The sequence below is a fragment of the Pseudomonas fluorescens genome, assembly GCF_002837185.1.
Classification (GTDB): Bacteria; Pseudomonadota; Gammaproteobacteria; order Pseudomonadales; family Pseudomonadaceae; genus Aquipseudomonas; species Aquipseudomonas fluorescens_AM.
In genome coordinates this window covers 17,422-36,624 of record NZ_KZ478005.1, presented here as the reverse complement: position 1 = coordinate 36,624, position 19,203 = coordinate 17,422, and the positions used below count along the sequence as shown (strand labels likewise).

The window sequence follows — 19,203 nt, the reverse complement described above, 5'->3', positions numbered from 1 at the left end:
ATTCACTAGGATTCCGTACCAGAACCCCAAACCCTCAATCTAAATGATAAATATTCGCAAGAAAAAAAACCGCGGCCTGAATGGCAGCGGCTTTGGGTACACGAACGCGTGTCTGGATCAGCCTTTGTAGCCTTGCACCACCTCGTCCGCCATGCGGTTAAGGCAGGTCACACTGGCCGTGCACAGGTACCAGGTCTGGGCGTCGACGAAGATCACCCGGCCGTTGTTCCATGCCTTGGTCTTGCGCAACAGGGGGTTGTCCAGGCTCTTGAGGTCGAGGGCCGGGCGGTGCTCCATCACTGCCGTGCGGTCGATGACGTACAGAATGTCCGGGTCGGCCTGCTGAATGAACTCATTGGAAATCGGCTGGCCATGCAGCCCGGCCTCGATGTCGGGGCTGGCCGGTTTAACGCCCAGGGTGTCGAACACAAAACCGTAGCGTGATTTCACGCCGTAGGAGGTAAAGGCACCGTTGTTATGCAGCACGATCAAGGCCTTCTCGGGGCGACCGGCAGTGACTTGGCGGGTCTGCTCGACCTTGGCATCCATCTCAGCCACTTTCTGGCGGGCCAGTTCCGGCTTGTCGAGGATGCGCCCCAGCAGGGTCAAATGGGCCTTGGCGGTCTCGATGAAATTGCCTTTTTTGTTGGTCAGGTCCACGTCGTCGTAAACGGTTGGCGCGATCTGGCTGAGTTCCTTATAGCTCTGGGCCTGCAGTGGAGAGATCAGGATCAGGTCGGGCTTGAGCGCATGCAGGCGCTCCAGGTTGGGCTGGATGGTCGTGCCCACATCCGCGACATTCGTGTCGTCACGGTAGCGAGTGAGGAAGCTGGCGACGTAGTCCTTGGCGATGCCGGCCACCGGCGCCCCGAGTTGATCCAGGGTGTCGAGTTCGCTCATGTCGAAGGCCACTACCCGCTGGGGCAACTGAGTGACCACGGTGGTGCCCAGCGGATGCTCGATGGTGATCGGCGCGTAGGCCGCCTGCGCCGCGACCGGGGCCTTGGCCTCCGGCGCCGGTTTGTCACACCCCTGCAGCCCGGTCGCCACGGCCATCGTCAGCAGCAGCGCGCGCATTCTGTTCGTGTGATCAGTGCTCATATCAGTTCCCTTGAAGGTGATGGGTTGAAGTAGTTGCAAACGAAGCCTTGTTGGCTGTGCAGAATCTCGAAATCCAGGTCGAACAGCTCGCGCAGGTTGGCCTCGGTCACTACCTGGTCGACCGGCCCGTGACGGTGGATGGCGCCGCCCTTCATTGCCACGATATGGTCGGAATAATTGGCCGCGAAGTTGATGTCATGCACCACCAGGATCACCGTGCGGCCTTGCTCATCACACAAGCGGCGCAAGGCGCGCATGATGTGAACAGCGTGCTTCATGTCGAGGTTATTGAGCGGTTCATCCAGCAGCAGGTAATCGGTCTGCTGGGCGATGGTCATTGCCAGGAACGCCATCTGCCGCTGCCCGCCGCTGAGCTCGTCGATGTAGCAAAGGCGCAGCGGTTGCAGTGAAAGGAACTCGATGGCTTCGTCGATCACCACCCGGTCCTGGGCGGTGAGTGCGCCTCGGCTGTAGGGGAAACGCCCGAAAGCCACCAGTTCTTCGACGGTCAGGCGCAGGTTGAAATCCGGCGACTGACGCAAGGTGGCGACGCGCCTGGCATAGTCACGCACCGGTACGTCGGCGATGTTGCGCCCGCCTATCAGTACATCGCCACGGGTAGGCGTCAACAGACGGGCAATCAACATCAACAAGGTGGATTTGCCCGCTCCATTGGGGCCGATCAATGAGGTCACTTGCCCCGGTGGGAACTGCACGCTGACGTCACTCAGCACATGCTTGGCGCCATAGGCTTTGTAGACGTGTTGGAGAGAGATCATGCGGTGCCTCGGTTTCGGATCATCAGCGCGAGCAGATACACACCGCACAGCAGGTTGATGAGAATGCTCACGGAGGTGTTGTAGTTGAACCATTGCTCCACCAGGTACTGAGCGATGATGAAAATGCCAATGCCAATCGCACAGCCCAGGGGCAAGGTGACCCGGTGCCGCGTGGTGCCGGCCAGGGCGTAGGCGATGTTGGCGACGAACACGCCCATGAACGCGGTCGGCCCCACCAGGCTGGTGGACACCGCCACCAGAATGGCGATCAGCGCCAGTTGCAGGCGCACGCTGCGTGGGTAGTCGACCCCCAGGGAAATCGCCTGGTCACGTCCCAGGGCCAGGACATCGAGCACCGGCAACGTGCGCTGGGCGATGAAGCACACGGCCGCCACCAACACGCCCGAATAGATCACCTGCCCCGGTTGCGCCTTGTTGAACGAGGCATAGTTGAATCCCCGGAAAATCGAGAACTCCCCGGGGCTGATCTTCAACTGGATGAATTGGGTGAAGGTGCCCATCACCATGCTCAACACCAACCCCAGCAGCAACAGCAGGTACACGTCGTGACTGCCGTTGCGCAACAGCCAACGGTGGAGGAGCCACGAATAGCCGAGCATCAACAGCACCGATAACAGCACGTTGCCGTCACGCCCAAGCAGCAGGCTCTGGGTGCCCAGCAGCAGAATCAGCAACGCCTGGAACAACAGGTAGATCGCCTCGTAGCCCATGATCGCCGGCGTGAGGATGCGGTTGCCGGCGATGGTCTGGAATATCACCGACGAATACGCAATGCACACGCCGGCAATGCCGATTGCGGCCAGGCGGGTAAGCCGCTTGGGAATGACGTAATCGAAATCCAGGCCCGAGCCCAGCAACAGGAACCCAACGGCCAGCAACAGGACCAGCAGCCAAAGGCCATAACGGGTAGCCATGTGTCTCATATGTACTTCCGGATCAGCAGCACCAGGAACACCACACCGCCAATGCAGCCGGCAGTCAGGCCGATCGGCACTTCGAAGGGGTAGATCAGCAGGCGGCCGAGGATGTCGCAAATCAACAGCAACGAGGCACCGCACAGAGCGACGATGGGCAGCGTGCGCTCCAGGTTTTCACCGTAGTGCAGGGCCACCAGGTTGGGAATCACCAGCCCGACGAAGGGAATCGCGCCCACGGTAATCACCGTGGCGGAGACGGTGACGGCCACCAACATCAAGCCCAGCGCCGCGTTGACGGCGTAGTTCAGGCCCAGGCTGCTGGCCATGCCCTCCCCCATGCCCAGTACGGTGAAACGATGGGCATACAGGTAGGTCAGCACGACAATGGGCAGGATCAGGTAGATGATCTCGTAATTGCCCTGAACGATCTTCGAGAAATCCCCGAGCATCCAACCCTGCATGCTCTGCAGGATGTTATGGCGGTAGGCGTAGAACTCGGCGACGGCGCTCAGCACGCTGCCGTACATCAGGCCGATCACCGGCACCATCACGGTGTTCTTGAACTGGATGCGCCGGATGATCGCGACATAGATCAGGCTGGCGGCAAAGCAAAAGGCCAGGGCGAACAGCATTCTGCCGGCGGCCCCGGCGCCCGGCGCGACCGTCAGGGAAATCAGGATGCCCAGCTTGGCGGCATCCAACCCACCGCTGGTACCCGGCTCGACGAAGCGGTTACGCACGATCTGCTGCAGGATCACGCCGCACACGGCCAACCCGACCCCGGTGAGGATCAGCGCGGCCAGGCGTGGCAGCCGGCTGGCGGTGAGGGTCAGCCAGGCGTCGTCGGAAAAGCTCAGCAGCTCGACCCACGACACCTGCTTGACCCCCACCATCAGCGACAGGCCGCACAGCACGACAAACAGGACGACTAATGCTGTACGACTCAAGAAGCGTCCTCACCCGCGATCCGCCAGCCTTTTGCCGCCCTGCGCTGGGCGAGAAAGTGGGCATACAGCCCAGGTTTGGCGCTCAATTGAGCATGGGAACCGTGTTCGCTGAGCCGGCCTTGATCGAGCACCAGGATCTGGTCGGCCATGACCACGGTCGACAGCTGGTGGGCGATAACGATCAGCGTGCGTTTGCCGCGCAGCCGCGCCAGCGCTTCGGCGATGGCGGCCTGGTTCTCGGCATCAAGGGCCGCGGTGGCTTCGTCGACCAGCAGGATCGGTGCATCCTTGATCAGCGCACGGGCGATGGAGATCCGTTGGCGTTCGCCACCGGACAACCGTGCCCCGCCCTCGCCCACCGGTGTGTCCAGGCCCTGGGGCAGCCGCTCGATGATTTCCAGCACGCCGGCTTGTCGCGCCGCTTCCATCACCTCGGCATCGCCGGCCGCTGGTTTGCCGATACGGATGTTGTCGGCAATGCTGCCCTGGAACAGGTAGGCATCCTGGAAGATCTGGCTGATCTGGCCGGCCAGTTGCTCACCGGACATCTGGCGCACATCCACGCCGCCGACGATCACTTGGCCCTGGGTCACATCGAAGAAGCGTGCAATCAAGCGCACCAATGTGGTCTTGCCCGAGCCGGACGCACCCACCAGTGCGGTCATGCTGCCCGGTTCGATGCGCAGGCTGACATCGCGCAGCACGTCGGGCTGGCCCTCGGCATAGGTGAAGCTGACGTTGCACAGTTCGACGCTGCTATCGACAGGCGCCTCGGGGGCCTGTGGCTGCGGCAGTGGCTTGACTGCAAAAATCTCGCGCACCGCGCCCAACTGGCCACGGGCACCGCGCAGCACTTCGCTGTAGCCGGCCACTTCCAGCAGCGGGTCGATGAAGCGGCTGACCAGCAATAGCGTAATCATCACGGCGATGACCGAGCCTGCTTCCAGGCCGGCGCCCAGCAGGTCGCCCAGCCACAGGGTGGCAGCCACCAGCAGCGCAGCAAAACCGGCCTGCACCGCCCACGCATTGAACACCACCGACATCGCCGATACGTGGATCAGATGCCTGGCAGCCTGCTGCTGGCGACCGATGGCCTGTTCAAGGAACTGGGTACCGCCGTCCTCGCCATTGAAGGCACGCAGTACCGACTGCGCCCGGGCGAACTCGACCATGCGCTGGCTGGTCAGGGCGGCGTTGTGCTGGAAGTCGTGATCGGCTCGCTGCCCCAACCGCGCCGTCAACACGAACACGCCCAGCAGCACCGGCAGGGTCGCCAGGGCAACCAGGCCCATTGGCCAGTGCAGGCTGAACAGCGCGATGAGAATCACCAGCGGCGTGACCACACCGGTCAACAGTGGCGTGAACACGTGTGCAGGCAACTGCGCCATTTCCATCATGCCCGAGGTCGCCAGATGGCTGAGCCGCGCCGTGTTGTGCGCACTGAACCAGCCGACGGGCAACTGCGCCACATGGTCGCCAAGGCGGTGGCGCCCGCGCTGGAGCACGGCGATGCCGACGCGGATGCCGGCTTTTTCGACGCTGCGTCGCAGCGCCCAGCACGCCACCACACCGATGACCAGCGCGATCAGCCATTGCGCAGCGGCGTGGGTATCCCCCGCCAACAGGTGGGTGAGGATCGGCACCAGCATGACAATCGTCACCCCGCAGAGCAGGCCATAGACCAGGGCCATCGCCAGATAGCGGCGCAGCACCGAAGCGTCTTCGCCGAGCAGTTGAATAAAGGTTTTCAGCATGACGACACCGCCTGTTCCTTGGCTTGTTCATAACCGCCCAACGCCCACAGCCGGGCGTAGCGACCTTTGCGCGCGAGCAACTCGGTGTGGGTGCCTTGCTCGCAGAGGGCGCCGTTGTCGATCAGGATGATCTGGTCGGCATGCATCACCGTGTCGAGCCGGTGAGCGATCACCATGAGCGTGCGACCCTGGGCGAATCGCGACAGGGCTTGTTGCAGCTTGACCTCATTCTCGGCATCGGCTGCCGCCGTGGCTTCATCCAGTACCAGCACGGGTGGGTCGAGCAATACGGCGCGGGCGATGCTGACGCGCTGCAACTCACCGCCGGAAAGCTGTACATCTTCACCGATCACCGAGTCATAGCCCCGTGGCAGGTCCAGGATGCGTTCGTGGATGTTCGCAATACGCGCGGCGGCCTCGATTTCCTGCTGGCTGGCCGAGGGACGGCCCAGGGCAATGTTGTCGCGCAGGCTGGCGTGAATCAGGCGTACTTCCTGCAACACGAAACCGATACGCCGGTACAACTGGGTGCTCTCGATGTGGCGCAGGTCGACACCGCCCAGGGTGATACGCCCTTCGGTAGGGTCGAAAAAACGCAGCAGCAGGCGCGCCAGGGTCGACTTGCCGGAACCTGATGCGCCGACGATGGCGGTCACGGTGCCGGGCTTTAGGGTGAAGTTCAGGTCCTGGAGCACCGGGGCGTCGTCGTTATACTGGTAGCTCAGGTGTTCGACGCGAATTTCAGCGTTTGCCGGCGATTGTGCTGACGTGCCTGGCAGGGTTTCGAGCACGGGGGTTTGCAGCAGGGTTTGCACGCGCTGGGCGGCGGCGGTCGCGTTGTTCAGGTCGTGGGTGATATAGCTCAGCAGCAACAGCGGCGCGCAGATGCCTGGGGCGACCAGGGCGAACGGCAGGATGTCCACTGGAGCCAGCCAGCCCTGGCTCACCCCCAGCGTACCGGCCGCCAGCACCACACCGAGTACCGCCACGGGCGTGATCATGGCGTGGGCGTTGGCCATCGCACTGACCAGTGGCCGGGTGAAGTCGGTAAACGCAGCGGCAAAAGCATCCACCGCACTCCGGTAACTGCCATGGGCCTTGCCCTCGGCGCCAAATGCCTTGACCACGGGAATGCCGTTGACGAACTCGATCACGGCATTGTTGATGCGCATCATGCCGGCGCCGAACGCTTGCATGTTCGCGCCACTGGCCTTGGTGGCGCGGGTGAAAAACAGGAAAAACAGCGGGAATGGCAGCAGCGAGACAATCGCCATGCGCCAGTCCATGGCAAACAGGTAGAGGATAGCGATGATCACAGCCCCAAGCGTACGGCCGAGGGTGGTGAAAAAATGCGCCGTCAAGCTGTGCAAGGTACCGATGTCATCCTGCATCGCCTGCTTGACCTCACCCGAAGCACGACTGGTGAACCAGCCCAGCGGCACCCTGGCCAATCGACGGGTGATGGCCTGGCGCAGGTGGCCGGTGATGTGGTTGTCGGCCAGGTGCGCGACCATCTCCCCCAGCGAAATCAAGGTCATGCCCAGGAACAGGCAGGCCAGGCTGACACCCACCACTTGCCAGACCGGGCCTTGCAACTGGGCCCAACTGGCTGCGTCACCCATGGCCAGTCGCGCAATGTGGGCGATGCCAGCCAGGGGCACCATGGTCAGCATGGTCCCTAGGGCGGCCAGTACCGCAGCACATATCAGCCGCCCACGAATGGGGCGTAATACCTGGGATACCGAACCGACGGGTGTGTCTTTAACGCTCATGAGCTCTCCTTGATAACCACTGCCGGCCACCGTGTGGCGTACCTGGCGTCCTTTTGCGTTGGAGCGTTTTGCACAGTGCATACCGTGTATTTCGAACGACGCGACAAAACCCTCAATGGCGCTGCGGATTCAACTGTTCACAGTTCGGCCGTCGAGGCGAAGGGATGGCAGGCCCGCAGGCCCGCCGCGATGTATTTTTCGACAGAGGACACCGACACGTTCAATTCGGCAGCAATGTCCCGATGGCCCATGCCATGCAGCTTGCACAGCAACAGTGCTTCGCGGGCCTTGGACGGTTTGGCCTGCAGCGCGTCATCGATTTGCACCAGCGCCTCGGCGGCCAGCGCCCGCTCCTCTTCGGACGGCACCAGCGGTTCGGCTTGCTGCATCAGGGATTCCAGGTGGCGGGCTTCGCGGTGACGGCGGCGATAGAGGTCAATCACCATGCCTTTGGCGATCTGGGTCAAATGGCAGCGCGAGTCTTCGATCGAAGGCACGCAGCCCTTCTTGATGAGGTTGAGATAGATATCGTGGGCCAGATCCGCAGCATCCAACGAATTGCCCAACTTGCGCCGCAGCAGGCTGCATAACCAGCGGTGATGGTCGATGTACAACTTTTCGAATTGCCGTTTGGACGCAAACGCTCCGTTGTTCACAACACCTCTCCTGAGACGAATCCACCCGCGATCAGATTTTGACTAATGCGAATATGTATGATTATTATTTGCGATCATACGGTGTTCATAAAGCCCCTGCAACGCAACCGGATTGCACGTCCTCCGACGCCCGGGTTCCCAAGCGGTACACCAGACCGAGGATGGGTCTGTCGGCACTTGGTGCCCTCTCTACTTCTTACTGTTCAGTTTGATAAGGCGGGAAACTTCCATGATGGAACTCACTCCAGATACGTGTTCAAAACGATCTGCCAGCGATTACGAAGCGCATATCTGGCTCTTGCAGCAGCAATACCCCGAACGCATTTCCAAGCACCTGAGTGCCTGGAAACTCGACGCGAATGTAGACCCCGCAGGGCTGGAGTCGGCACTCCAGGCGGTAATCGAATCAATCCCGGAGCTCAATGCCCGCTATCAGTTCAACGATGACGGCGAAGTCGACAAGGTCCAGGCGCGCGACTGGCAAGCGTGCATCGAGCGCATTCAGGTGACCGGTGACGCCAGCCACTACCTGCTCCGCGAACAGTCCACGCCGTGGGACGCCGAGCACCAGCCGCCGTTCAAGGCGCTGATTATGCAAACCCCGGATGCGCCCATCCTGGCGCTGGTCCTTCACCCGATTCTTGAGCAGACCTGCCAGGCGAACGACCTGTACCGCAAGATCATGCACACCGCTGATACGCCACTGCCGTGGCTGCACCGCCAGGCGGACATCGGCGAAAACGCCGCACACACCGAAACACCTGACGTCGCAGCCATTATCCTCGCCGAGTTCCGCGAAGCGCTGGCGGAACCGGGCATGCTGGCGACGGATGACTTCTTCGACTTTGGCGGCCACTCACTGCTGGCCACCCGCATCATCGGCAAGCTGTCGAGCCGCCATGGCATCGAAGTCCAGTTCAACGATTTCTTCAGCGCACCCTCGGCAAGCGCCTTGGCGGCACGCGCCCGGGTCATCGCGAAAAACGCTGCACCAACGACCGCCACCGGTTTGTCGCACGATGTACAAAAAGCGCCATTTGCACTGGCCCAGGCATCCCTGGGACGCGCTTACGCCGCCTTCGAATTCGGCACGATCTTCAACCTGCCGTTTGCCATGGAGTTTCTCGACCCGGTGGACGAAGCGCTGTTCGAGCAGGCGTTCCATGACCTGCTTGAGCGCCATGCCAGCCTGCGCAGCACCTTCCACTTCGAGCGTGGCGAGGCATACCAGCAAATCGTGCCGACCTCGCAGCTAGCGCAGTTCAAGTGGTTCTGGCCCAGCCGCGAAAGCCAGGGTGCCACCCTGCAAAGCGAAGCCACCTATCAGTTCGATCTGACCCGCGAGCTGCCCCTGCGGGTGCGCTTCATCCAGGACACGCAGCATCAACGCCAAACCTTATCGCTGCTCGTCCATCACATGGCCATTGATGAATGGTCGCTCAACGTGATGATGGAAGAACTGGCCCAGGCCTACCTGGCCCGAGCGGCCGACAAAGCGCCCGTCTGGAAAAGCCCGGCACCGTCCTTCCATGAATTCGCCGTGCGCCAGCAAGCCGCCGGGATCAACCAGAAGCACCTCGACTACTGGACCGGCATGCTGCGCGATGCCACCCGTGGCCTGACGCTGCCCTCCTCCGAGGCACCGCCGGCACAGGTATCGACCAAGGCCCAGTGGTTCGAGATCAAGCCCACCCAAGGCATGACCGACCACCTGTACGCCTTCGCCCGACAGAACAACGCTTCACTGTTCGGCGTGGTCTATTCGGCAATCGTGCTCTCCCTGCACAAGCTCGGCGATTTGAAAGACCTGGTAGTGGGCACGTCGGCGTCCGGTCGCACAGATCCGGTGTATTACGACACGGTCGGCTACTTCACCACCATGGTCGCGCACCGCGTGCAATTCGATGCTCGGCAAGCCGTCGGCACCCTGATTGAAAACGTCAGTCGCTTGATCAATGACTCGATGGCCTACGCCGATGTGCCGATGGAGCAGATTCAACAGGCCCTGGGCATGACGCCGGCGGATGGACTGCTGTTCGACGTGTACATCCAGATTCACGCCAACAACGCTTTGAACGGCGCCCTGCGCACGCCGGATAACGGCGCGATCCGCTACCGCCAGATTGACCCGGACAAGAACCAGTCGATGTTCGGTATTCAATTCGAGATCATGGAAAACACGCTGGACGGCAAGCGCGTATTGCGCCTGGTGGTGACCTACCGTTCGGACCGTTACAGTGCAGATCAGATGGCTCGCATGAGCGCCACGATTGAGCTGATGTTCGCGCTGTTTGCGACACCTGGCGCCGATGGCCTCACCCTGGACCACATCCGCGTCTGACCCTTCAACAGGGCCTTGGTAACACCAAGGCCCTGTCTTTCACGCCCTAAACCTCATGCATGCCATAACGCTGGAACGACGAGCGTTTGGGCAGGCGGTAGTGCGGGCGGCCGAGCAGTTGATTGGCAATGCTCGCGTTACGAATCGCGGCAATGCCCAGGTCCGGCGAACCCACACCATGCTGGAAGATCTCGGCATTCTGCACAAAGATACGCCCCGCCCCGTCATCACAGCGACGTGCAGTGAAGTCATCCTCCACAAGGCAGTCACCGTGCTCATCGGTCTCCAGTACTGTGCCCTTGAGCCGCTCAAACCACTGCGGCCAGGCATGCCCGTAGCCCGTCGCGGCCACAATCGCGTCGGCCTCCAGGCTGCTGGTCTGGTCCAGCTCACGATGCCGATAGGCAATACGCAGCGTACCAGCGACGTCCTCTACCTTCTCGACTTCACAGTTCGACAGCAACGTCAGGCCAGGGTCACTGCCGCCGATGGAGCGCTCATAGATCAAGTCGTAGATAGCGGCAATCGTGGAAAAACTGATGCCTTTGTACAACAGGCCCTGCTTGGCCACGACCTCACGACGGCGTTCACGCGGGAGGCTGTGGAAGTACGCCATGTAGGACGGCGTAAAGCACTCCTGCCCCAGCTTGGAGTATTCCATGGGGTGGAAACCCGCTGAACGGGTGATCCAGCGGATCGAGGCGCCTGCGGCGATCCGCTCGGGGGTCAGCTCATTGAACAACGCGAGCACGCACTCGGCGGCGCTCTGCCCGGAGCCAATCACGGTGACACGCCGACATTCCAACAACTGCGCCTGGAGCTTGCCAAACTCCGCCGAATGCAGGATGGGTGCCGCGCTTTTCACCTGAGCCCATTGCGGCACTATCGGCGTAGTGCCGATGCCTACCGCCAGGTTACGACTGGAATAGCAGCGTTTGAAGCCCGACACGGACTGGCTTTCAATCAGGAACTTGCCGACTCCCGCGTCGTAAGTCACATCACAGATATCCTCGCCGAAGTGGCACGTCGGCAACTGCTGCGAAGCCCAACGGCAATAATGGTCGTACTCGCGGCGCGGCACCTGGAAGTTATCGTAGTAATAGAACGGGTACAGGCGATCGTGCTGGTGCAGGTAATTGAGGTAGCTCAGCTCGTGGGTCGGGTCGGCCATCGTCACCAGATCCGCCAGAAACGGCACCTGCAACGTGGTGCCCGGTAAGAGCAACCCTTCATGCCAACGAAATTCGGCTTTGCGATCCAGGAAAAGACTGGTCACGTCGCAATGTTTGGACAATAAAGCGGCCAACCCGAGGTTAAAGGGCCCGATGCCAACACCGGCGATATCTACAGTGGGTAAATCCGTCATCCAATCTGTCTCCCTGGGTAGTGCTATGTGGTTATGCGCAGGCGAGCAATCGCTCGACATCTTGTGCGTTACGGCAACGCAGTAATTGTCCGGGGGAAAGCGTCACCGCCAGTTCCTCCTGGAACCGCGCAGCGATGGCTTTCAAATGCTGGGGCCGCAGGCCCAGACTGATGAAGTCGACCGAGGCATTGGCGCCGTCCTGCGGTGGCCTGCCCAGCACACTCAGGTAGATCGCCAAGACCTTGCTGCATTGGCTTTCAACGACCTCCTCGGCCGGCTCCAGCAACAAGCTGCGAGCATGCGGGCGATCAGGTTTGCCGTTTTGCGACAACGGCAGCGCCTGCACCGCCAGGAATCGCGTGGGCACGTGGGATTGCGGCAAGTGCTCGCGGGCGAACTGGCGCAACGCGGCGGCGGTCAAGGGTTCGGCGTCTTCGGCGCTCACGTACAGCGCACCGATGTTGACCTCGCCCTGGCGCTGTTCGCCGTAGTCCACCACCAGCACGTGCCTGACCGCAGGATGCTTGATCAGCTCGATTTCGATGTCGGGCAACGACACGCGCACGCCGCGCACCTTTACGTAGCCATTCACGCGGCTGTCGAACATCAACGTGCCGTCACGGCGATAGCGCCCGCAGTCACCGGTACGAAATGCACGTACGGCCTGGCCGTGCTCATCGATCACGCTGATGAATTCGGTTTGTGCCAGCGCGCCGTCTTCCAGGTAGCCCAGGGCCAGGTTGACGCCTGCCGTATGAATGCGGCCGACAACGCCTGCGGGGCAATGCGCTCCGTGGGCGTCGAGCACCAGATAGCGGTTGCCCGGCAACGGTCGCCCATAGGGAATTTGCAGTGGGTCATCGGCAGTGATGTCGTGCCAGATGCTCCAGATCGTGGTCTCTGTCGGCCCCCCCAGGGAAATCAGGCGCGACGATGGCAGCAGCCCGCGCAACTCGGCGATCACGCCCGGCTTGATGTAGTCGCCGCCCTGGGCGATCAGGCGCAGGCTGGCCAAGTCATAGTCACCTCGGCACGACAGCAGCATTTCCAGGATGGCCGGCACGGAACACCACAGCGTCACACGGTGCCTGGCGATCAACTGATTCCAGCGCAGCGCATCCTTTTCCTCGCCGACGCCAGGCAGTACCAGCGTGGCGCCGGCCGTCAGGCAGCCGAGCACATCGAATACCGACATGTCGTGGTGCAGCGGGGTTACCGAGATGAACACGTCGCTGCGGCGTACGCGCCAGTGTGACAAGGTGCTGCCGATGACATTGGCCGTGGCGCGGTTGCACAGCACTACGCACTTGGGCTTGCCGGTGGTGCCCGAGGTGTAGAGGTAATACGCCGGCGCTTCGCTCATCGAGCGATCATCCAGCCTTGGCGCACTGGCTTGCGGCCCGGCCAGCAACTCGTTCGGCGTGGCGTGGGCCTGCTCGACCGTCTCGCCCGAGCTGATGATCACCAGATCGGGGCGGCAGTTTTCCAACAGATACTGCCGACGCTCGTCCGGCGCCGAGGCGTCGATAGGCACCCAGATCACGCCCGTCAGTGCACAGGCCAAGGTCAGCGTGGTGTGCTCCGGGCTGCGTGGCAGGCAGATGGCGACCACTTGGCCCGGGGCGATGCCACGGGCCTTGAACGCCGCAATGACACGCGACACATCCGCACCCAGTTCGGCGTAGCTGATCCGCCGCTCGCCGCTGATCAGGGCGATCCGTTGGTTGGCGGGGTCGAACAGGTGCCTGGCGATTTGCGCCAGGAACCCTTCGGCACGGGCCTCGGTCGTCGCGCTATTGAGGCAATAGTGAGACGTGTCGATGATCGCGCTGGCGTCCATGGCGAACTCACCGCTGGCACTGATCTGGCTGATGGCCTTTTCCAGCGCATCCAGGATGTCGTGAACCACCGCTGGGTCCAGGACTTCCCGCGCATAGTCGATATCCAGCACCAGCGCGCCCTCGGCGTTAGCCCAGAAGCGAATGTCCATGGCCACCTGAGGCGTCTGGGTCAGGCCGCCTTGCAACTGCATGGGACTGTTCGCCGCCGACACCGGCCAGGAAAAACCATTGGTAATTACCACCGGCAGCACAGGGCCAGGGCCGTGGGATTCGAACAGCAACCTGGCAAGGTCAACGCCCGAATAGGCCAGGTGTTGCAGCCCTTCCAGCACGTCCACTTGCAGCTTCGCCGCACGCTCCGTAAAGGTGCCGGGCGCCTCGCTTCGGTTGATCGCGATAAAGCTGGAACGGTTGGCAAATGCACCGCCCGTTTGCGGCGCAACGGGCACCGCCACACACAAGCCGCCTTCATCGAGCCAGTGGGACAGCACCTCCATCACCAGCGCCATCAGGGCGGAGTTCTTGAATAGCCGCTGCCGGGCGCCCAATTTGCAGAAACCGTTGAATACCGCCTTGGGCACTTGTCGGCTTTGGCGCTCATAGCGCGAGGCCCGCACTTGATCAAGCGGCACGCGCCACGGCAGGCGTGGTGCGCCCGTCACGTCGGCGAGCTTGGTCTTCCAGTAAACCGCGTCGGCCTTGCGTTGACGGGCCTGATCCTCCGGCGCAGGCGCAGCCTCGGCAGCGGGCGCATCGCCGGGCAGTCCGTCGAACAGCTCGACCAACAACGCAGCAATGGAGCGGCCGTCGAGGATCAACGCATCCAGGCGCACGAACACGGTCAACTGGTCGTCGGGCAGGTGGAAAAGCGTGACATTCCAAGGCGCACGGTCCAGCTCGAAGATGGCGTGGGCGTAAGCCTCGCGGCGCCCATCGATGTACGCCGACGCTGCTTGCGCCGACATTGACGTGAGGTCGACTTCGTCCAGATTGATGCGGGCTTCATCGCTGACATAACTTACCAGCTTGAGCGCATCCACCCGTGTGCGCAGGCTGTCATGGCGCTGCACCATCGCCGCCAGGCGACTGCGCAGCAGCGTCGGGTCCATGGCCCCGTGGTATTCACGAAACTCCTGCATGGCTACGCCGCCAAGAGGCACCTGGGTGCCACGGCCCAATAAGTACGCCTGCTGCAGCGCTGACAGTGATTTTTCGAGTGTGCGCGAAACACCGACATTGAGCGCTTGATCCAACGCGCGCGAATCGGCCGCCACTTCCTGCGTGATCGCCACAAAGCGCTCAAAGAACGTCGTCACCCACGGCAGTGGCAACGCATCAAGACGGATATCCCAATTGATCAGGATACCGCCATCGGCGCAGGCGATCTGTGCATCAAGAGCCACTTGAGGCCCTTGGGAGATGACCCAATTCATCGGGCCGAATACACGCCGCACGCGCGGCGAAAGCAAGTCGCCACCGGGCATGTCCAGCGCGGCAGTAAAGACCACCGGCGCCAGCTGTGGCGAGCCGCGATGGCGGGACAGGTCGCGCATCACATTCACGCCCGGATAGGCGCAATGCTCAAGCAGGCCGACCATTTTTTTCGCCAGTTGCGCGCACAGCGCGGCCGGCGTGGCGGCGGACTCGATGTCTACATCCAGAATCAACACATTGGCAAACTCACCCACCACGCGCTCGACATGATCCACCAGCGGTTGGCGCCAGAACGTCGGTACATTGAGACGAAAGCTACGGTCGCCGGTCTGCTCCCCGAGCACCGCCGCAAACAGCCCCATCATCAAGGTCGACAGGGTGATCCTGCGTTCCCGTGCCACGTGTTCCAATGCCTGACGCTCGACGGGGCCCAGCCAGGTATGGAGTCGGTGGCTTTGCGCTTGCTCCGGCGGGCGTTCAAGCAATGGCAAGGCGGGGGCCGGAGCAACATGCGCCAGGCGTTCACGCCACCAGGCACGGTCGCGATCCCGGGCGGCCTTGAGCGCCGGGTCGACACGCACCTTGTCGTACCAATCGAAGAAGGATGGCGTGTTCGGCAGCGTGTCATCGGGCTGCTCGTAAAGCCGGGCAAGGTCTTCCATCAGCGTGCGGAAACTGGAGGGATCGATGGCGATCATGTCGGTATCGACATGCAGGCGAAACCTGTCCTGCGCGATCAGGCTCACTGCAAACCGGGCGCCCGGCTCATGGCGCAAGTCCAGTTGCTGATGTGTCCACGCCTCCCGTTTGGCCAGCAGGTGACGGGCGGCCTGCGGTTCGGTCATGGCACGCAGGTCTTCGACTTCCAACCGAGGCGATTGGTCCATGGAAGCGATGGATTGCAGCCCTTGCGCATCCACCCGCATTCGCAGCATCGGATGCAGCAGGCTGGCCCGTTCAAGCGCTTTGCGTAACCGGTCCAGCTCAATGCACTGGCCATCGAACTCGGCATAAAGATGAGCCGAAACTCTCCCTAAAAAGGCATGTGCAGTACGCCCGATCCAACAGGCGGCTTGCATCGAAGTTAACTCTCTCATGGTCCACTCATGTGATTGACAAATCTAAATGATTAGCGTCACCTATTAGAAACGATAATGATTATATTTCAAGGTATAATTTTTTGACCACAAGCCACGGAGGCTTTCTGCACATGAGAACGGGCACCCTTAGGACGAGCGACATGGATGAGGTGCAACAGCTTGACGAAACTCGGCGTTTTTCATTCACCTCCGGCGATCGTGAGTTGGCGGTCAGCGGCATGCTGCAACGTATCGAAACGCCGGCCATTGCGGGTGAAAACGCCAGCAGCCTGTTTCAAAAAACCGTCTCGCACGCCTTTGAACAAGCGCGCAAAGCGGGCCAGGCCAACCCGATGATCGTCGGCGCCATCCCCTTCGATCCCGCTGAAGCGTCCTGCCTTTACATCCCCGAACACGCCGAGTGGCGCGCCCGCAGCGGTGCCGTGCACACCGGTGCGGCCTCGATGCCGGAACTGCTTGAACAAAAAAACATACCGGACGAGCAAGGCTTCAAGCGCACGGTCGAACACGCCATCGTCAACTTCCGCCACAGCGACGTGCGCAAGGCCGTGCTCTCGGTGCAGCGTGAATTGCTGTTTGCCCAGGATGTGGACGTGAGCGCCATGCAGAACAATCTGCGTGCCCAGAATCCCGGCGGCTACCACTTCCGCGTGCCCATGCCGGACGGCGCCACCCTGATCGGCGTCAGCCCCGAATTGCTGGTGCACAAGGACGGTCTGGATTTCGTGTCCAATCCCCTCGCCGGCTCGGCCAAGCGTATGGCTGACCCCGAAGCCGACCGGCGCAACGCCGACTGGCTGGCCACCTCGGAAAAAGACCACTACGAACACCGCCTGGTGACCGAAGACATCGCCTCCCAGCTCGACCAATTGTGCGCACGACTGGACGTGCCGCAGCGCCCTAGCCTGATCAGCACGCCTGCGCTGTGGCACCTCTCCACCCGTATCGAAGGCACCCTGGCCGATCCCGGCATTTCGGCCTTGCAGTTGGCGTGCCGCCTGCACCCAACCCCTGCCGTCTGTGGCTTCCCTACCGAGCGCGCCCGGCACCTGATCCGCTTCGTCGAGCACGTCGAGCGAGGCCTGTTCACCGGCATGGTCGGCTGGTGCGACGCCCAAGGTAACGGCGAATGGGTCGTGACCATCCGCTGCGGCACCATCAAGCGCAACAAGGTCCGCCTGTTCGCCGGCGCCGGCATCGTCGAAGCCTCAAGCCCCGACTCCGAATGGACAGAAGTCCAGACCAAGCTCGGCACCATGCTGCGCGCATGCGGCCTGGCCCACTAATTTCCCCATTTTTCAGCAGTGACCCTCATGACCCTAGAATTCACGCACTGGCCCCTCGAAAGAGCACAACGCTATCGGGAAAACGGCTACTGGATCGATCAACCCCTCACCCACCTGCTCCAGGCCCGCAGCCAGGCACAGCCCCAGGCTTGCGCGATCATTTGCGGCGAGCGTCGCTTCAGTTATAGCGAGCTGGACCAACTGTCCTCCAACCTGGCCTCACGCCTGGCCGCCAACGGGCTTGGCCACGGCGACACCGCGCTGGTGCAACTGCCCAACATCGCCGAGTTCTACATTGTGCTGTTCGCGCTGCTCAAGGCCGGCATCGTGCCGCTCAACGCGCTCTACAGCCATCGCAAACTGGAGCTCAAAAGCTACGCCAAGCAAATCACGCCAAAGCTGTTGATCGCCTCCCGTGAGCATGAAGTGTTTCGTGATGACGGCTACCTCGCCGACCTCAACGAAGTCGGCGCAAGCCCTGAAGTCACGCTGTTCCTCGGCGAACAGCACGCCCCCAACAACCTGGCTGCCTGGATCGAAAACCCGAGCGACAGGCGCGTGGATTTCTCCCCCAGCGCACCGGATGAAGTGGCCCTCTTCCAGTTGTCCGGCGGCAGCACCGGTACACCCAAGCTCATTCCACGCACCCACAATGACTACCACTACAACGCCCGCACCAGTGCCGAGGTGTGCGGCCTGACCGCACAAACACGCTTCCTGTGCGCCCTGCCGGCAGCGCATAATTTCCTGCTCAGTTCGCCGGGTGCCCTGGGCGTGTTGTACGCGGGCGGTACCGTCATCATGGCGCCGAGCCCGGAACCGCAGAGCTGCTTCGCAATAATCCAGCGCCACGAAGTCAACACCGTCGCCCTGGTGCCCAGTGCCGTCGCGTTATGGCTGCAGGCCGCGCCGCAGCACACCGAGCAACTGCAATCGCTTGAATTCCTCCAGGTCGGCGGCGCCGTGTTCGCCGACTCGCTGGCCCGCCAGGTGCCCGGGGTGCTCGGCTGCAAACTGCAGCAGGTGTTCGGCATGGCCGAGGGCCTGATCAACTACACCCGCCTGGATGACACCGACGAGCAAATCTTTACGACCCAAGGCCGCCCGATCAGCCCGGGGGACGAAATCAAAATCGTCGATGAACACGGTGTGCCCGTAGCGCACGGCGAGCCCGGCCTGCTGGCTACCCGCGGTCCCTACACCTTCTGCGGCTACTACAAGAGCCCCGAACAGAACGCCCAGGCCTTCGATAACGAGGGTTACTACTATTCCGGTGACCTGGTGCAAATGACACCCAGCGGTGACCTGCGCGTCGTCGGCCGGGTCAAGGACCAGATCAACCGGGGTGGCGAAAAAGTCGCTTCCGAAGAGATCGAAAACCTCATGGTGTTGCACCCCGACGTCACCCACGCCGGTCTGGTCGCCATGCCCGACGCCGCACTGGGGGAAAAGAGCTGCGCCTTCGTCGTCTCGTGCAATCCCAACCTCAAGCCGCCCGCCCTGCGTCGCCACCTGATGGAACTGGGTATCGCCGAATACAAACTGCCCGACCGCATCCGGCTGATCGACACCATGCCGCTCACCGCCGTGGGCAAGATCGACAAGAAACAGCTGCGCCAGCTGCTGGCGGCGCAAACCACCCGCGCCTGGCTGAAAACCCGCGTGTTGCAATTGATCGAAGACGGCGAAGAACTGGACCCCGAGGAAAACCTGATTTTCTACGGCCTCGACTCCCTGCAAGTGATGAAACTCGCCGCCGAACTCAAGGAGCGTGGAATCGCCGTCACCTTTGAAGAGCTGGCCGACTCGCCCACGCTCGCCAGTTGGTGGTCGCTGGTGGACACGCGGCAAAAAGCGGCCTGACCGGGCCGCTTCGCCCAGTCGATTT

12 protein-coding genes are annotated in these 19,203 nt (G+C 62.0%); 3 read left to right on the top strand and 9 right to left on the bottom strand.

Annotated features, from left to right (window positions below; translation table 11 throughout):
* Window positions 1-117 precede the first annotated feature (117 nt).
* From CIB54_RS18675 to CIB54_RS18645, 7 genes are all read right to left on the bottom strand, one after another.
* Window positions 118-1,101 carry a siderophore ABC transporter substrate-binding protein gene (locus CIB54_RS18675; protein ID WP_232790574.1) on the bottom strand — a complete coding sequence of 328 codons (984 nt, stop codon included), beginning with the start codon at window positions 1,099-1,101 and terminating at the stop codon, window positions 118-120.
* Complete coding sequence (locus CIB54_RS18670) at window positions 1,098-1,880, bottom strand: iron ABC transporter ATP-binding protein (protein WP_101220630.1); 783 nt, start codon at window positions 1,878-1,880, stop codon at window positions 1,098-1,100. Before CIB54_RS18670 ends, CIB54_RS18675 begins: the two co-directional genes overlap by 4 nt.
* Window positions 1,877-2,824, bottom strand: a complete 948-nt coding sequence (locus CIB54_RS18665) for an iron chelate uptake ABC transporter family permease subunit (protein WP_101220629.1) — start codon at window positions 2,822-2,824, stop codon at window positions 1,877-1,879. The genes CIB54_RS18670 and CIB54_RS18665 overlap by 4 nt, the downstream gene beginning before the upstream one ends.
* Entirely contained in the window at window positions 2,821-3,765 is a 945-nt protein-coding gene (locus CIB54_RS18660; protein WP_101220628.1) for an ABC transporter permease, read from the bottom strand. Before CIB54_RS18660 ends, CIB54_RS18665 begins: the two co-directional genes overlap by 4 nt.
* The gene (locus tag CIB54_RS18655) at window positions 3,762-5,519 is read right to left on the bottom strand and encodes an ABC transporter ATP-binding protein (protein WP_101220627.1); all 1,758 of its coding nucleotides are present in this window, start codon (window positions 5,517-5,519) and stop codon (window positions 3,762-3,764) included. The genes CIB54_RS18660 and CIB54_RS18655 overlap by 4 nt, the downstream gene beginning before the upstream one ends.
* The gene (locus CIB54_RS18650) at window positions 5,513-7,291 is read right to left on the bottom strand and encodes an ABC transporter ATP-binding protein (RefSeq protein ID WP_101220626.1); all 1,779 of its coding nucleotides are present in this window, start codon (window positions 7,289-7,291) and stop codon (window positions 5,513-5,515) included. The genes CIB54_RS18655 and CIB54_RS18650 overlap by 7 nt, the downstream gene beginning before the upstream one ends.
* A gap of 137 nt (window positions 7,292-7,428) precedes the next feature.
* Window positions 7,429-7,947, bottom strand: coding sequence for a sigma-70 family RNA polymerase sigma factor (locus CIB54_RS18645; protein ID WP_101220625.1), 519 nt, complete (start codon window positions 7,945-7,947; stop codon window positions 7,429-7,431).
* A gap of 229 nt (window positions 7,948-8,176) precedes the next feature.
* On the opposite strand from CIB54_RS18645, the gene CIB54_RS18640 reads away from it, so the two are divergent.
* The gene (locus CIB54_RS18640; protein ID WP_101220624.1) at window positions 8,177-10,288 is read left to right on the top strand and encodes a condensation domain-containing protein; all 2,112 of its coding nucleotides are present in this window, start codon (window positions 8,177-8,179) and stop codon (window positions 10,286-10,288) included.
* Window positions 10,289-10,334: 46 nt separating this feature from the next.
* Here the strand turns inward: CIB54_RS18640 and basC are convergent, their stop codons facing one another.
* Complete coding sequence (gene basC / locus CIB54_RS18635) at window positions 10,335-11,654, bottom strand: putative histamine N-monooxygenase (RefSeq protein WP_101220623.1); 1,320 nt, start codon at window positions 11,652-11,654, stop codon at window positions 10,335-10,337.
* Window positions 11,655-11,685: 31 nt separating this feature from the next.
* Complete coding sequence (locus CIB54_RS18630; protein ID WP_101220622.1) at window positions 11,686-16,026, bottom strand: amino acid adenylation domain-containing protein; 4,341 nt, start codon at window positions 16,024-16,026, stop codon at window positions 11,686-11,688.
* 113 nt (window positions 16,027-16,139) lie between these two features.
* On the opposite strand from CIB54_RS18630, the gene CIB54_RS18625 reads away from it, so the two are divergent.
* Complete coding sequence (locus tag CIB54_RS18625) at window positions 16,140-17,315, top strand: isochorismate synthase (RefSeq protein ID WP_101220621.1); 1,176 nt, start codon at window positions 16,140-16,142, stop codon at window positions 17,313-17,315.
* 27 nt (window positions 17,316-17,342) lie between these two features.
* On the top strand, window positions 17,343-19,178 hold the full coding sequence (locus CIB54_RS18620) for a (2,3-dihydroxybenzoyl)adenylate synthase (RefSeq protein WP_101220620.1): 1,836 nt from the start codon (window positions 17,343-17,345) through the stop codon (window positions 19,176-19,178).
* Window positions 19,179-19,203 lie beyond the last annotated feature (25 nt).

Bases quoted from the DNA above. Each gene is read 5' to 3' on its own strand.
- CIB54_RS18655 (WP_101220627.1), bottom strand. From the start codon at position 5,519: ATGCTGAAAACCTTTATTCAACTGCTCGGCGAAGACGCTTCGGTGCTG.
- CIB54_RS18665 (WP_101220629.1), bottom strand. From the start codon at position 2,824: ATGAGACACATGGCTACCCGTTATGGCCTTTGGCTGCTGGTCCTGTTG.
- CIB54_RS18675 (WP_232790574.1), bottom strand. From the start codon at position 1,101: ATGAGCACTGATCACACGAACAGAATGCGCGCGCTGCTGCTGACGATG.
- CIB54_RS18630 (WP_101220622.1), bottom strand. From the start codon at position 16,026: ATGAGAGAGTTAACTTCGATGCAAGCCGCCTGTTGGATCGGGCGTACT.
- CIB54_RS18625 (WP_101220621.1), top strand. From the start codon at position 16,140: ATGAGAACGGGCACCCTTAGGACGAGCGACATGGATGAGGTGCAACAG.
- CIB54_RS18640 (WP_101220624.1), top strand. From the start codon at position 8,177: ATGATGGAACTCACTCCAGATACGTGTTCAAAACGATCTGCCAGCGAT.
- CIB54_RS18670 (WP_101220630.1), bottom strand. From the start codon at position 1,880: ATGATCTCTCTCCAACACGTCTACAAAGCCTATGGCGCCAAGCATGTG.
- basC (WP_101220623.1), bottom strand. From the start codon at position 11,654: ATGACGGATTTACCCACTGTAGATATCGCCGGTGTTGGCATCGGGCCC.
- CIB54_RS18650 (WP_101220626.1), bottom strand. From the start codon at position 7,291: ATGAGCGTTAAAGACACACCCGTCGGTTCGGTATCCCAGGTATTACGC.
- CIB54_RS18620 (WP_101220620.1), top strand. From the start codon at position 17,343: ATGACCCTAGAATTCACGCACTGGCCCCTCGAAAGAGCACAACGCTAT.